12 protein-coding genes are annotated in these 13554 nt (G+C 71.2%); 8 read left to right on the top strand and 4 right to left on the bottom strand.

The features are described from left to right. Nucleotides 1–17: 17 nt before the first annotated feature. Complete coding sequence (locus IMT31_RS07850) at nt 18–473, bottom strand: MarR family winged helix-turn-helix transcriptional regulator (protein WP_413542355.1); 456 nt, start codon at nt 471–473, stop codon at nt 18–20. Nucleotides 474–491: 18 nt separating this feature from the next. Between IMT31_RS07850 and IMT31_RS07845 the strand changes: the two genes are divergently transcribed. Next, complete coding sequence (locus tag IMT31_RS07845) at nt 492–1586, top strand: endonuclease/exonuclease/phosphatase family protein (RefSeq protein WP_413542354.1); 1095 nt, start codon at nt 492–494, stop codon at nt 1584–1586. 16 nt (nt 1587–1602) lie between these two features. Here the strand turns inward: IMT31_RS07845 and IMT31_RS07840 are convergent, their stop codons facing one another. Beyond that, nucleotides 1603–2118: a MarR family winged helix-turn-helix transcriptional regulator gene (locus IMT31_RS07840; protein ID WP_413542353.1), complete on the bottom strand. Its 516-nt coding sequence runs from the start codon at nt 2116–2118 to the stop codon at nt 1603–1605. A gap of 341 nt (nt 2119–2459) precedes the next feature. Between IMT31_RS07840 and IMT31_RS07835 the strand changes: the two genes are divergently transcribed. From IMT31_RS07835 to IMT31_RS07825, 3 genes are all read left to right on the top strand, one after another. Next, nucleotides 2460–3119, top strand: a complete 660-nt coding sequence (locus tag IMT31_RS07835; protein WP_345354023.1) for a hypothetical protein — start codon at nt 2460–2462, stop codon at nt 3117–3119. Between the two features lie 102 nt (nt 3120–3221). Further along, on the top strand, nt 3222–3956 hold the full coding sequence (locus tag IMT31_RS07830) for an ABC transporter ATP-binding protein (RefSeq protein ID WP_345354025.1): 735 nt from the start codon (nt 3222–3224) through the stop codon (nt 3954–3956). Beyond that, nucleotides 3953–5371: a permease gene (locus IMT31_RS07825; protein ID WP_345354027.1), complete on the top strand. Its 1419-nt coding sequence runs from the start codon at nt 3953–3955 to the stop codon at nt 5369–5371. The genes IMT31_RS07830 and IMT31_RS07825 overlap by 4 nt, the downstream gene beginning before the upstream one ends. A gap of 85 nt (nt 5372–5456) precedes the next feature. On the opposite strand, the gene IMT31_RS07820 is transcribed toward IMT31_RS07825, so the two are convergent. Beyond that, on the bottom strand, nt 5457–7025 hold the full coding sequence (locus tag IMT31_RS07820; RefSeq protein ID WP_413542352.1) for a S1C family serine protease: 1569 nt from the start codon (nt 7023–7025) through the stop codon (nt 5457–5459). Nucleotides 7026–7280: 255 nt separating this feature from the next. On the opposite strand from IMT31_RS07820, the gene IMT31_RS07815 reads away from it, so the two are divergent. The 4 genes from IMT31_RS07815 (at nt 7281) to IMT31_RS07800 (ending at nt 10455) form a co-directional block, all read left to right on the top strand. Next, a complete protein-coding gene (locus IMT31_RS07815; RefSeq protein WP_413542351.1) occupies nt 7281–7790 on the top strand; it encodes a DUF2975 domain-containing protein in 510 nt (169 codons plus the stop codon). Next, complete coding sequence (locus tag IMT31_RS07810) at nt 7790–8041, top strand: helix-turn-helix domain-containing protein (protein ID WP_413542350.1); 252 nt, start codon at nt 7790–7792, stop codon at nt 8039–8041. Before IMT31_RS07815 ends, IMT31_RS07810 begins: the two co-directional genes overlap by 1 nt. After that, complete coding sequence (locus IMT31_RS07805; RefSeq protein WP_413542349.1) at nt 8025–9197, top strand: FAD-dependent oxidoreductase; 1173 nt, start codon at nt 8025–8027, stop codon at nt 9195–9197. Before IMT31_RS07810 ends, IMT31_RS07805 begins: the two co-directional genes overlap by 17 nt. Before the next feature lie 133 nt (nt 9198–9330). Further along, complete coding sequence (locus tag IMT31_RS07800) at nt 9331–10455, top strand: LLM class flavin-dependent oxidoreductase (protein WP_413542348.1); 1125 nt, start codon at nt 9331–9333, stop codon at nt 10453–10455. Between the two features lie 146 nt (nt 10456–10601). Here IMT31_RS07800 and IMT31_RS07795 read toward each other — a convergent pair whose 3' ends face one another. After that, nucleotides 10602–13463: an FAD-binding and (Fe-S)-binding domain-containing protein gene (locus IMT31_RS07795; RefSeq protein ID WP_413542347.1), complete on the bottom strand. Its 2862-nt coding sequence runs from the start codon at nt 13461–13463 to the stop codon at nt 10602–10604. Nucleotides 13464–13554: the final 91 nt, after the last annotated feature.

Raw genomic sequence — 13554 nt, 5'->3', positions numbered from 1 at the left:
CGCGTGAGATGGCCGTCCTACTCCGGCACGGGGTGGACGCGCTCCATGAGCGTGGTCATGAGCCGGTGCAGGTCCTGCAGCTCGTCCTCGTCCATCTGGAGCCGACGCATCATCTCCACGGGCACCTGCTCGGCCTGCTGGCGGAGGGCGCGTCCCTCATCGGTGAGGGAGAGCGCCAGTCCTCGGCCGTCGTCGGGATTCCGCCCCCGCTGGACATAGCTCAGGGCCTCGAGGCGCCGGGTCATCGGGGAGAGGGTGGCCGTCTCCATGTGGAGCCGTTCCGCGAGGTCCTTGAGGGACAGGGGCGCGTGCTGCCACAGTGCGAGCATCACCAGGTACTGGGGGTGCGTGAGCCGGAGGGGCTCGAGCACGGGGCGGTAGGCGGCGATCACCCCGCGGGAGGCCACGGACAGGGCGAAGCAGATCTGGCTCTCGAGGGCCAGGGGGTCGGTGGCGGGGGTCGGCTCGGGCATGCCTCTAGGATGCCTGATGTGCCCGGCACGCGGGCGCCCGGTGCCCGGCGTTCCCTCGGCAGCGGCGGAAGGGACGGTGTGGTGATGGATCCTCAGCTGGGTCACGGACGGACTGTGCGACGGCGGCGCGCCCGATCCATCGTCCTGGCCACCTCCGCGACCCTTGCCCTGGGCCTGGCGCTACTGCCGCATCCGGCTGTCACCACCCCGTGGCTCGTGGTGCCTCTGCAGGCTCTGATCCCGGTGTTGTGCCTGGTGGTTGCCGTGGCTGCCGTGGCGATGGCCCTGGTGCGTCAGCGATGGGCCGCAGCACTCTTGGCGGCAGGGGCGGCGGCGGGGCTGGTGCCCGCACTGGTACCGACGGCGCTGACGGCAGATTCCTCGACTGCGCCGGCGGTAGCGGGTGAGGCGGGGGAGCTCACGCTGTTGAGCCTGAACGCTGAATATGCCGGCGCGGACCCCGCGGCGCTGGCCGCCGACCTCGAGGAGCACGGAGTGGAGGTCCTCGTTCTGGTGGAGGCGGACGAGGAGCTGGTCGGCGAGCTGCGGGCCCGGGGCGCCCTCGACGGGTTGCCGCACCGCACGGGGGAGATCCCCGCCGTTCCCCAGGGCGGGCACGCCGGCGGCGCGGTGATCCTGTCCGCCCACCCGGTACGTTCCGAGGGCGTTCTGCCGCGGTTTGCCGGGTTCCGTCACTTCGAGCAGCCGGTGGCGGTGGTCCAGGACCCGGAGCTGGGGTCGGTGCGGGTGGTGGGTGTCCACCCCGTTCCCCCGATCGGGAGAGATTTCGTTCCCTCGTGGGACGAGACCCTGAACGGCCTGGACCGTTGGCAGGCAGGACGGGCGGAGATGCCCCTGGTGCTGGCCGGTGACTTCAACGCCAGCTGGGCCCATCCGCAGTTCAGGGCGCTGGCCGAGGGGTTCACCCCGGCGGCGGCAGCGTCCGGGCCCTGGCCGGGACCGACGTGGCCGGTGGGATCCTGGGTCCCGCCGTTCACCCAGATCGATCACGTGCTCCTGCGTGGTCTGGTGCCGCAGGACTACCGGCGGCTGACGTTCCCTGGAACGGACCACCGGGGCATCCTGACCACGGTCACTGCCGCCGGCGCCTGAGGGGCGCCGGCCTGGCTCAGTCCTCGGCGGGGGTGTTGGCGCGGTACAGCTCGGTCATGGCCTCCGCGACGAGTGCCGCCCGCTCCTCGCCGAGGACGTCGATGAACACCTCGCGGTTGGTGCGTGCGGTCAATGCCGTGAGGCGGGCGGCGAGCCCCCTCCCCTCCGCGGTGAACTCGAGGAACGTCACCCGCCGGTCCTCCGCACAGGCGGCCCGGATGACGTAGCCGCGCTGAGTGAGCCTGTCCGCGAGCTTGGTGAACCCGCCGGTGGAGAAGGAGGCCGCCTGGGCCAGCCTGGCCATGGGCGCTCGGTGCTCGGGCTGGCGATGCAGGATCAGGAGGATCTGCGCCTCGGCCTCCGTCAGGGAGAACTTTCGGTCGATCGCCTCGTGGATCCGGCGATTGGTCACCTCGAAACCGTTGATGACGCGGCCCCAGAGTTCCACGGCGTGGCCGTCAGAGGTCTGCCCTGCGCCTGACCGATCCGCGGGTTGCTGGCTCCTGGCCCCCATATCCGTCCCCTGTCCCATGCCTTGATCCAGAATACCTGTGGACCAGGCGGCAACCGTGGCGAAGCCCGTACGGGCGTTGACTCCCTGGGACGAGGTGTTGCGCCGTACGGCTGAGGGGAACCAAGGCGGCCCGAAGGTGCCGGTGGGTTCGGCGCCTCGATGCCTGACGCGGTCAGACTCCGGCATGCGACGTAGGGCTCAGTCCCTTCCTCCACAGCCCTGCCTGTGCCGGCGGGTCATCCACAGGTGGCCCCTGACGCGCTGTCGGGACCCGGCGGCTTCACGCAGTCTGGAACCACGCCGCCGGCCTACCGCCTGCGGCGACCAGTTCGGTGAGACACCCAGCGGAGGCCCCAGCCATGTTCATGTTGACCCAACGGATCGCCGTCGCCGTGGCGGGAGCCCTCGCCGTCGCCGCTCTGGTTTCCCCCGGAGCCGCACCTGTACAGGAGGAGACCCCTGCCGTGGGCATGGGGACCCTGACGGCCGAGTCGTTCCAGATCAACCTTCCTCTGTCCTGGGAGGAGCAGGACCTCTCCAACCAGACCTTCATCTCGCCCACCCCCAAGGACGTCCGCGCCCATTTCCGCCAGGCGGCGCCGGACGGGGAGGGTGCCTCCGTGCTCTTCCAGTACACGGCCGAGCCGGCGCCGGATGAGCCGCTCTCAAGGGAGGATCTGGAGGAGGTGATCGAGGAGAAGCGTGCCGGCATGGCGGCCCTGGCGCCGGAGGATTTCACGTACTACGTCCAGGACAAGGGCCACGGGTGCCTGGACGGCTTCCATCTGCTCGGCAGTCCCGAGACCGCGCCTGCGTCAGGGCAGGCCGAGCACCACGTCGCCTTCCACTACGAGTACGCGTGCTCCAACGGCGGTGTCCCCACCATGGGGTGGGCCTGGGTCGCCTACTCGCCGGACGGGCGGAAGCACAACGTCTTCATGACGGCCTACGAGCACGTGTGGGAGAGGGACTTCGCCACCCTGCAGGAGGTGGCCGCCAGCATCACCCTGCCGGAGTGAGGTCCGGCCGCGGCGGGGTCATCCCCTGGGTGGACCCTCAGCCGCTGAGGATCGGAGCCGGGGCCGACGACGGGGTGGGGGGTCCTCGGCGAGAGTGGAACCATGATGAACCGACCCGCACCCCTGCCCGCCCCGATCCTCGCCGCCCGTGGCCTGAGGAAGACCTACGGCACCACCCACGCGCTGGACGGCGTGGACCTGAACGTGGAGGCCGGGGAGTCCGTGGCGATCATGGGACCCTCCGGCTCCGGCAAGACCACCCTGATGCACATCCTCTCCGGAATCCTGACGCCCGACGCCGGTTCGGTCCAGTTCGCCGGCGACGGCACCGGCGCCACCGAGGTCACCTCCCTGAACGAGGAGGCGCGCGCGAAGCTGCGCCGCGAACACCTCGGCTTCGTCTTCCAGGACGGGCTGCTCCTGCCCGAACTCACCGCTGTGGAGAACGTGGCCCTGCCGCTCATGCTCTCCGGCGTGCCCCGTCAGGGAGCCGAGTCCCACGCCGCCCAGTGGCTCTCCGCCCTCGGCCTGGACGGGATGCAGACGCGCCGGCTCGGCGAACTCTCCGGGGGCCAGGCTCAGCGAGTGGCCATCGCCCGTGCCCAGGTGGCCGACCCCCACGTGGTCTTCGCGGACGAACCCACGGGCGCCCTGGACTCCGCCACCTCTGCCTCGGTGCTCGATGCCCTGCTCGACTCCACCGTGGGCCGCGGCCGCACCCTGGTGATGGTCACCCACGATCAGACCACTGCCGACCGCTGCTCCCGGCTGGTGCGGATGGCCGATGGCCGGATGGTCGCCGACTCGGCATCGGCCGCCGCCGGAGGTGCACGATGAGGAACGAGACCGTCCATCCCGGAACCGCGCCGGACGCCAGCCTGGGCGCGGTGCCCGGCCGGCCGCCGTCGAGCTCGGGACGCAGCCCGTCCAGCGGCACCGCCGCGGTGTTGAAGCTGTTCCTCGGCAAGTTGTTCTCCGACCGCCAGGTCTGGGGACTGCCAGTGACGGCGTTCGCGATCGTCGGGACCCTGGCCCTGCTCGTGGCCGGCGGCGCCTCCTCGTTCTGGACGATCACCGGGGACCTGGCCGGTTTCTACCTGGTGCTCTCCGTCTTCGCCCTGATGCTGCTCGTGTTCCCGCTGGTCGGCCTGGCCGGTTCTGCCGCCAGGCTGCTGGCCAGGCGCAGGGATGAACGGCTGTCCTCCCTGCGCCTGTTGGGCGCCGGGACCCTCACGGTGCGGACCCTGGCCGTGGTCGAGTCCATGGTGCTGGCCGCCGCGGGGCTGATGATCGGCATCGTCGGGTACCTCGTGTGCATGCCGCTGGTCGGTCTGATCCCCTTCGCGGGACGGCCGATCGGCCTCGAGGGCATGTGGCTGGGGACCGGATGGCTGTTCGCCGTGGTGGGTGCCCTGCTGCTGATGGCCGCCGCCAGTTCGATGGCCGGGCTGCGGCGGATCGAGATCACGCCGCTCGGTGTACGGACCCGGCAGGAGGCCGCGAAGGTCCACTGGGTCCGCGTGGTGCTGGCCGTGGTGGGGCTGGCCCTGGCCCAGGTGTTGCTCAACGCCTTCGGGGCAGGGGACATGATGGTGGTGCTGATCATGCTGCTCGTGGGTTTCGGCCTGCCGATGCTGGCCCTGCACTTCATCGGCCCGTGGCTGGTGGGCCTGATGACCCGCCGCACCTGGCGCCGAGCGGACACGGCCGAGAAGCTGGTGGCGGCCCGCAACGTGCTCGAGTCGCCACAGCAGGCCTGGCGTCAGATCGGTGGCCTCGCCGTGACCACCTACATCGGTGTGGTCGGCGGTGCGGGCATGGGTCTGGCGAACTCGGTCTCTGCCGAGGGCGCTCGGCCGGAGGACATGGTGCTGATCGGCGACCTGCAGACCGGGGTGCTGCTGACCATGCTCATCGCCTTCGTGCTGACGGCCTGCTCCGTGGGCATCACCCAGGCAGCCCAGGTCCTCGACCGTGCCGAGATGTACCGCGGGCTGAGCCGGCTCGGGATGACCGAGCCCACCATGGAGGTCATCCGACGCCGCTCCGTGATGGGGCCTCTCTGGATCGTGCTGGTCTTCACCCTCGTGTCCGCCGCGGTGACCACCCTGCCGGTGATCGGGGCCGCTGTGCTCTTCAGCCCCGCGTCCATGGCGCTCGTGGCCGGGGCCCTGGTGCTCGGCGTGCTGCTGGTCCGGCTGGGCGTCACGGCCTCCCGGCCCACCCTGCGCGGAGTACTCGCAGAGCGCTGATCTGTTGGCGTTGTGTCTGGAGAGATTCACGCCCGGGGTCGGGTTTCCGGTGAATCCCTCCAGACTCAACGTGGGAGTGTTGGGCTCAGTTGACGGTGCTCTCGCCCAGGTCAACGGTGGCGGTGTGCTCGGCGCCTTCGGCGTCCGTCCAGACCAGGCTCACGGAGTCGCCCGGGTCCAGCGAGCTGACCTGGTCGGAGAGCTCGGAGGAATCGGCGACCTCGGTGCCGTCCAGGGCCGTCAGGGTGTCACCGGCCACCAGGCCCGCCGACTCGGCCGCGGACCCCGGGGAGACTTCCACCACGAGCGCGCCGGAGGCAGTGCCGTTGGACCCGCTGGACCCGCTGTCCTCCTGGGCGGCGTACGGGTCCGTGCCGCCCTGCTGCGAACCCCGGTGGTCGGCGTACTCCTGCTGGGCCGCCGCGGCGGCATCCGTCACGGTGACGCCGAGGGCCCCGGATGCCCCGACCTGCACGCTGTCCGACTCGGTGCCGGCAACGATCTGGTCGGCGATGTCCAGGGCCGTGGTGATCTGGATGGCGAAGCCGTTGACCTGCTCGGAGGTCTCGCCGGTGGAGGCCGCGGTGCTCATCCCGACCACCTGGCCGTCCCCGTCCACCAGTGGCCCGCCGGAGTAGCCGGGCACCACGTCCGCGTCCGTCGCGATCAGTCCGGTGAGGTCCTCGGTGTCCCCGAGGCTCTCGGCGGAGATCGACTGGTCCACTCCGGTCGCCGTGCCGGAGACAGCGGTCAGATATCCCTGGCCGGAGCCGTTGCCCACGGCCGCCACCTCCTCCCCGGAGTCCACGCCGGAGGCATCGACGCTGACGGTGTCCAGCCCGGAGGCCTCCTGCAGCTGCAGCACCGCCACGTCCTGGGTGGCATCACGGCCCACCACGCTGGCCGTGTAGGTCTCGCCCGTGTCCGCGACGGTGACCTCCACCTCGGAGGAGCCGTCCACCACGTGGTAGTTCGTCATGGCGAGCCCGTCCGAACTCAGCACCATGCCCGTCCCCGCACCTTCGCCGTTCGAGGTCTCGGTGTTGACCAGGAGTACGCCGGGGGCGTCCTGGACCTCGACGCCGGCATCCACCCGGGTGCCCTGGGAGTCCGGGGTTCCTCCGCCCCAGGAGGCCTCCGGCCCGCCGAAGGAGTAGCCGTCCGTGGCGCCGGGAGAACCGCCGATGCCGCCTTGACCGTCATCCAGGCTGTTGTCCCGGCCGCCGTACTGGTCGGCTTCCTGGGTGCCGTCTGCCCCCTCGGCCGCCCCGTCCACCTCCGGCACGGTGATGCCGTCGTGGACATGGTCGAGGGTCTCGGCCAGGGTGGCTGGATCGGCGACGGTCTGGGCGGAGTGGGCATCGCCTGAGTTGGCCTCTCCAGCGGCCTCACCGGTTTGCTGCGAGGGGGCGGCGGAGGGGGGCTGGGTGGCCACGGAATCGGCCACCACGCCGCCGACGCCTCCGGCCACCATCAGCCCGGCGATGGCCAATCCGGCCACGGACCACCGGATCCGGCGGGGCCGATCCCGGGTGTCCCGAGCATCCTCGTCTGACGGCTCGCCGCCGGCCGCTGCTGAGAGCACCGTCATCGAGGCGGTCTCGGGGTGGTGGGCATCGGAGGCTGAAGGGCTGTTCGGGCCGGTGCTGGTCATGGCGTGCTCCTGGGGATTCGGCGATTCTGACTCCATGCACACACCACCACCGGAATCTCTGTGCCACGTGTGCCGTTCCTGTGTCCGCCCTGTGCAACGGGGGTGCGCATGGTTTCGCAGCGGAATCACAGCCTCGGCATGGCCTCGGCACGCCGGCATGGCAGTACGGTGTTCACGGCGGAACTGCCGACCGTCTTGCCTCAGCTATCGTTTAGCGATAGGTTTTCATCGCAAGACAATCGATGGAGGCCTGTCATGCCCACGCCCGCTCATACGTCCGTGCCGCGTTCCCTGGTGCTCATCCTGCGGGCCATGTTGGTGCTCGCTGCCGCCGGATCGCTCGTCGTGCTGCTCGTCATCCTCCCGCTCACCTGGGGCGACATGGCGGACGGTGCGGTGTCCGTGGCAGTCGCCATCGTCACCATCCTGGCCCTCGGGGTCGTGTGCCTGCAGGTCATCGGTGTGTGCATCTGGCAGCTGCTGTCCCTGGTGCTGCGCGGGCGGATCTTCTCCCGCGCCGCCTTCCGGCACGTGGACGTCGTCACCGCGGCGGTCGCCGGCATCGGCGTGCTGCTGCTCGCCTTCGGTGTGGTGCTGGCCGGGGGCACGGTGGCGCCGGGATTGGTGCTCATCGTCGGCGGGGCCGCGCTATTGGCCTTCGCGGCCGCCCTGACGGTCAATGTGGCCCGCCGGTTGCTGGCCCAGGCCGTGGAACGCGATGCCCAGGCTCGCCGCCTCGAGGACGAACTCTCGGAGGTGATCTGATGCCGATCGTGGTGGACGTGGACGTCATGATGGCCCGCCGCAAGATGTCCGCCGGAGAGTTGGCCGAGGCCGTCGGAATCACGCCAGCCAACCTCGCTGTGCTGAAGAACGGGCGTGCCAAGGCGGTGCGATTCTCCACGCTGGCCGCGATCTGCCGGGTGTTGGACTGCCAGCCCGGAGACCTGCTGCGCTGGGATGGATCGGAGGCCGGCGGCCCCGGGGAGGGAGGCCCGGATGAACACGCCGGCTGAACCAGGAGAGCGCCGGGAGCACGTGGACGTCCTCGTGGTCGGAGCCGGTCTGGCGGGACTGTACGCCGCCACCCTCCTCGCCCGGGCAGGTCACCGGGTGACACTCGTGGAGCGGCGGAGAACGCTGACGGGGACCGTCCGCACCACCGGGATCTTCGTCCGGCGAACCCTGGAGGACTTCGACCTGCCTGAGGAGCACCTGGGCCCACCGATCCGCCGGATGGTGCTCTATCCTCCCGGACTGCGCGGTCCCGTGGAGCTGGCCAGTGCCCGTGACGAGTACCGCGTGGGGGACATGGGCCCGCTCTACTCGCACGCGGCCGCGGCGGCCGAGCGGGCCGGCGTCGTGCTCCGGTTCTCCACCCGTTTCCTGGGACGGGAAGAGGGTCAGGGGGACGGCACCCGCCAGGACGTTCCGGCCTACCTGATCGAGGGGCCGGGTGGGCCCGAGCGGGTGCAGGCCCGGTTCCTCCTGGGGGCGGACGGGGCGCGGTCCCGGGTGGCCCGCACGCTGGGGCTGAGCCGGAACACGGAACTCCTGGCGGGGGCCGAGGAGGTCTTCCCGGAGCCTGATCCTGCGGTGGAGCCGGGGTTCCACTGCGTGGTGGACCCTCGGATCGCCCCCGGCTACCTGGCCTGGGTGCTCCGGGACGGGGAGCACGTCCACCTCGGCACCGCCGGTTATGCCGAGCGCTTCCCGCACGGGATGTATGGGGCGCTGCGGTCCTTCGCCAGTCAGGCGCCCGGGATGGAGGGTGTGGTCCGCCCGGAGTTGGTGGAGAAGCGGGCCGGACCGATCCCCGTGGGTGGCGTGCTGCCGCGGATCTCCTGTGCTGCCGGGCTGCTCGTGGGGGACGCCGCGGGGGCGGTCTCGCCACTGACCGCTGGCGGGCTCGACCCCTGCCTGCGGCTGTCCGGGTATGCCGCCGAGGCCCTGGACGAGGCACTCCGCTCCGGCCGCCCCGAGATCCTGGAGCGCTACGACGGCAGTGCTCTGAGGGCCAGGTTCCGCAAACGACTGCTGCTGCGGCGAGGGCTGGAGGCGGTCCGGACGCCCGCAATGGCCACGGCCGCCTTCGCGGCCCTCCGCACTCCGCCCGGCCGGGCCCTGGCTCGCCGGATCCTCTTCGGAAGTGGCTCGTTCCCCCTGCCCTGAACCGACCAGGCCCCTCCGCTGGGTGGTCAGATCGTGTGGCAGTCCGCGCCGGGATCGCCACGGGAAGTGACCACCCAGCAGGAAGTTCAAATCTCAAGGAATGAACCGGGCGGGCTCCGGCGTTCTCCCTGACGTGACTGAGAACCCTGTGACCCAGAGCCCTGCCGCGCTCGCGGCCCCGCATCCCAACCCGTCCACCGAACGCGCCGACTCCGTGCCCGCCGGCACCCTCGAATTCGGTCTGCACACCTTCGGGGACGTGACCCAGTCGGCGGAGGGGCAGCCCCTGAGCCACCCCGAGGTGCTGCGCAACGTGGTGGCTGAGGGCGTCATGGCGGACCAGGCCGGCGTGGACGTCATCGGCATCGGCGAGCACCACCGCCCCGACTACGCGGTCTCCTCGCCAGAGATGGTGTTGTCCGCCATTGCCGGGCAGACCGAGCACATCAAACTGATCTCCGCGGTCACGGTCCTCTCCTCGGATGACCCGGTACGCGTCTACCAGCGATTCGCCACCCTGGATGCCGTCTCGAACGGCCGCGCCGAGATCTCACTGGGCCGCGGCTCCTTCATCGAGTCCTTCCCGCTCTTCGGCTACAACCTGGCCGACTACGAGATGCTCTACGAGGAGAAGCTGGACCTCTTCTCCCACCTGCGCACCGAGCAGCCCGTCACTTGGCAGGGCAACGCCCGCGCCGCGCTCACCCGCCAGTCCGTGTTCCCGACGACGGCCCACGAGTCCGGTCTGCCCACCTGGGTTGCCGTGGGGGGCACTCCGACCTCGGTGGTGCGCGCGGCCACCTATGGCATGGGGCTCGAGCTGGCCATCATCGGCGGCTCGCCCGAACGGTTCCGCCCCTTCGCAGAGCTCTACCGGCGGGAGATCGAGGCCCGCGGATTCGAGAGGCGCCGGGTGGCCCTGCACTCCCACGGCTTCGTGGCCGCCACGGACGAGGAGGCTGCTGAGCGGTACTACCCACACTGGGAGCGCAGCATGCGCACGCTGGGCGCCGAGCGTGGCTGGCCCGCACCCACCCCGGCCCAGTTCCGGCAGGAGATCGCCCACGGCGCCCTGCACCTGGGTTCGCCCGAGACGGTGGCCCGCAAGGTGGCAGCCAGTGTTCGCGCCTTGGACGCCGGCCGGTTCGGACTGAAGTACGGCAACGGTTCGCTGCCGCACGAGTCCATGATGGAGTCGATCGAGCTCTACGGGGCGAAGGTCAAGCCGATGGTCCTGGACATGCTCGCCGGCTCCTGACCACCACGGATCACGAGGGCTCCAACCTCGGATGCGCTCGGCACCCCGCAAGTTGGCAAGTTATGAGCACGCTGGTGGGTGGCTCGGCCCGGCGTGTCTCGACGATAGCCGTGATCGTAACTATTGGCCGGGACGGGATGGGGTGGTCAGGAGCCGGCGCGGAGGGCGGCAGCGATGACCTGGGCCAGGTGACGGCTGTCCAGCTCCGCGAGGTCGGCCACCTGCGTGCGGCAGGAGAAGCCGTCCGCCAGGATCGGCCGGTCCGGGGAACGCTCCGCCGCAGCCAGGATGCCCTGCCGGGCGATCGTCTCCGAGATCTCGTAGTGGCCCTGCTCCATGCCGAAGTTCCCGGCCAGCCCACAGCAGCCGTTGGACAGTTCCACGTCCACGCCCATGGATTCCAGCAGGCGCCGGTCCGCGGAATAGCCCATCACCGCGTGTTGGTGGCAGTGCGGCTGGGCCAGCAGCTCAGCGTCCGCGCCGGAGACCTGTGGCGGCGTCCAGTCCAGCTCACCCAGCAGTTCAGCCACCGTCCGCACCGCACGCGCGACCTCCCGGGACCCGGGTTCGTCCGGCAGCAGCTCCACCAGGTCCGAGCGCAGCGTCGCCGTGCAGCTCGGCTCCAGCCCGACGACGGTCCGGCCGGCCCGCACATGCGGCAGCAGGATCTCCACGGTCCGCCTCAGCTTCTGCTTCGCGGCCGTGAGTTGGCCCGTCGAGATCAGTGTCAGCCCGCAACACGCCTGCTCCCCGGCTGACTGCCCCACCACGTGGACCTCGCAGCCAGCCGCCGCCAGCACCTCGAGGGCGTCGGTGGGGATCTCGGGAGACAGGGCATCCGAGAAGGAGTCCACCCACAGCACCACTGGCCGTCCGTCGTCGTGCCCCGGGTCCCGCCGGGCGGCCTCCGACCAGCGGAACGGCGCCTTCGGCAGCAGCGGCAGGGACCGCCGGTCATCCGCACCCATCAGCGTCATCATGCTCCGCCGCAGCATCGGAATCCGTCCGGCGGCGTTGACCAGGGGGGCCAGGGGCGCGGCCAGACGCAGCCATCCCGGCAACCGCCCCAGCGTGTAGTGGGACAGCGGGCGCACCTTCCCGGCGAACCTGCGGTGCAGGGACTCGGACTTGTAGGTGGCCATGTCCACGCCGGTGGGGCAGTCGGAGGCACAGGCCTTGCAGGACAGGCACAGGTCGAGGGCCTCGTGCACCTCGGGGGCATCCCAGCCCAGGGTGACCACGGAGCCGTTGAGCATCTCCTGCAGCACCCGGGCCCGCCCTCGCGTGGAGTCCTTCTCGTCGCCGGTGGCCAGGTAGGACGGGCACATGAAGGTGCCCTGCTCCCGCAGGTCCGCCCGGCACTTGGCGATGCCCACGCAACGGTGCACGGCATCGGTGACCGAGCCGGCGTCGTGCGCGAAGGCGAAGCCGTCCGCGGCGCGCTCCTCGGCGGAGGCGGGCCGGCGCAGGGCGGCGTCAACGGGGTCCGGATCCACCAGCACCCCCGGATTCATCAACCCGGCGGGATCGAACAGCGCCTTGAACTCGGCGAACGCGGTCAGGGCCTCCGGGGAGTACATGACGGACAGCAGCTCGCTGCGCGCCCGCCCGTCCCCGTGCTCGCCGGCCAGCGATCCGCCGTAGCGGGCCACCAGTGCGGCGGCGGACTCCATGAACTCGCGGAACTCGCCGGTGCCGGAGGCGAAGGGGAAGTCGATGCGCATGTGGATGCAGCCGTCCCCGAAGTGCCCGTACGCCAGTCCGGAGAGGCCGCGGGCGTCCATCAGGGTCTGTAGCTCGCGCAGGTAGTCGCCCAGGTGCTCCGGCGGCACGGCTGCGTCCTCCCACCCGGGCCAGGCCTGCGTTCCCGTGGCCGTCCGCACCGCGAGCCCCGAGCCGTCCGCGCGGATCTGCCAGAGCCGGGACGCCTGCGGCCCTGAGGGCAACACCACCGCCTCCAGGCCGTGCGCCGCGGCGACCATGGCCTCGGCGGCGGCCACCGCCTCGGCCGCATCCTGCCCGCCGACCTCCACCATCAGCCAGCCCCCGCCTGCCGGAAGCTCCGGCACGTCGGCCCCCGCGGGGGAGCGGCGCACCACCTCCACCATCTCGGCCGAGAGCCCCTCCAGCGCCAGCGGCCTGTGGGGCAGCAGGTGGGGGACGTCGTCCGCGGCGGAGGGCATGTCCGGATAGCCGATCACGGCCAGCGCGGGGGCCGGGGCCTTCGGCACCAGGTCCACCTCGGCCTCCAGCAGCACCCCGCAGGTCCCTTCCGTCCCCACGAGGGCGGCGGCCAGGTCCCGGCCGTTCTCCGGCAGCAGGTGCTCCAGGCTGTACCCGGAGATCTGCCGGCCGAACCGTCCCAGTTCCGTGCGGAGCACCTGAAGGTGCCGTTGGATGAGGGCCTCCAGCCCGGGCACCCGGTCCACGGTGTCTTGTCCCGGGACCACCTCCAGGATCCGGCCGTTCGGCAGCAGCCAGCGCAATCGGCGCACATTGTCCGCCGTGCGGCCGTAGGCCAGGCCGTGGGGTCCGCAGGCGTTGTTGCCGATCATCCCGCCGAGGGTGCAGCGGCTCGCCGAGGACGGGTCTGGCCCGAACCGCAGGCCGTGCGGTGCCGCTGCGGCCTGCAGGTCCGTCAGGATCACGCCGGGCTGCACGACGGCGGAGCGCGCCTCGGCGTCGATCGAGACGATGCGATGCAGATGCTTCCCCAGATCCAGGATCAGCCCCGGGCCCACCGCGTTGCCGGCAATGGAGGTGCCCCCGCCCCGCGATGTCACGGGCAGGTTGTGCCGCGCCGCGATGCGCACCGCCGCCACCACCTCGGCCTCGTCCATCGGGCAGACCGCCACCTGGGGCACCACCCGGTAATTGGAGGCATCCGAGCTGTACAGGGACCGGCGGAGCTCGGTGGTGTGGACCTCTCCGCGCAGCGCGCGTTCCAACTCCTGGACCACGCCGCGGAGGTCGGGTTCCAGGACCGCCGTGCTGTGCTCCCTGCCCATGGCCTGTCCTCCGGATGCTCGACGGTTCTTCCCTGCACTGTGCCGGACGGACGCGGGCCCCGGCAAGGATCGATCCAGTCTGTCTGAACAG

It is taken from the genome of Citricoccus nitrophenolicus (genome assembly GCF_047305825.1).
Lineage (GTDB): Bacteria > Actinomycetota > Actinomycetes > Actinomycetales > Micrococcaceae > Citricoccus > Citricoccus nitrophenolicus.
The sequence above is the reverse complement of the archived record's forward strand: the minus strand, read 5'-3'. Positions and strand labels throughout refer to the sequence as shown.

Bases quoted from the DNA above. Each gene is read 5' to 3' on its own strand.
- IMT31_RS07795 (WP_413542347.1), bottom strand. From the start codon at position 13,463: ATGGGCAGGGAGCACAGCACGGCGGTCCTGGAACCCGACCTCCGCGGC.
- IMT31_RS07805 (WP_413542349.1), top strand. From the start codon at position 8,025: ATGAACACGCCGGCTGAACCAGGAGAGCGCCGGGAGCACGTGGACGTC.
- IMT31_RS07850 (WP_413542355.1), bottom strand. From the start codon at position 473: ATGCCCGAGCCGACCCCCGCCACCGACCCCCTGGCCCTCGAGAGCCAG.
- IMT31_RS07840 (WP_413542353.1), bottom strand. From the start codon at position 2,118: ATGGGACAGGGGACGGATATGGGGGCCAGGAGCCAGCAACCCGCGGAT.
- IMT31_RS07830 (WP_345354025.1), top strand. From the start codon at position 3,222: ATGATGAACCGACCCGCACCCCTGCCCGCCCCGATCCTCGCCGCCCGT.
- IMT31_RS07835 (WP_345354023.1), top strand. From the start codon at position 2,460: ATGTTCATGTTGACCCAACGGATCGCCGTCGCCGTGGCGGGAGCCCTC.
- IMT31_RS07815 (WP_413542351.1), top strand. From the start codon at position 7,281: ATGCCCACGCCCGCTCATACGTCCGTGCCGCGTTCCCTGGTGCTCATC.
- IMT31_RS07825 (WP_345354027.1), top strand. From the start codon at position 3,953: ATGAGGAACGAGACCGTCCATCCCGGAACCGCGCCGGACGCCAGCCTG.
- IMT31_RS07820 (WP_413542352.1), bottom strand. From the start codon at position 7,025: ATGACCAGCACCGGCCCGAACAGCCCTTCAGCCTCCGATGCCCACCAC.
- IMT31_RS07810 (WP_413542350.1), top strand. From the start codon at position 7,790: ATGCCGATCGTGGTGGACGTGGACGTCATGATGGCCCGCCGCAAGATG.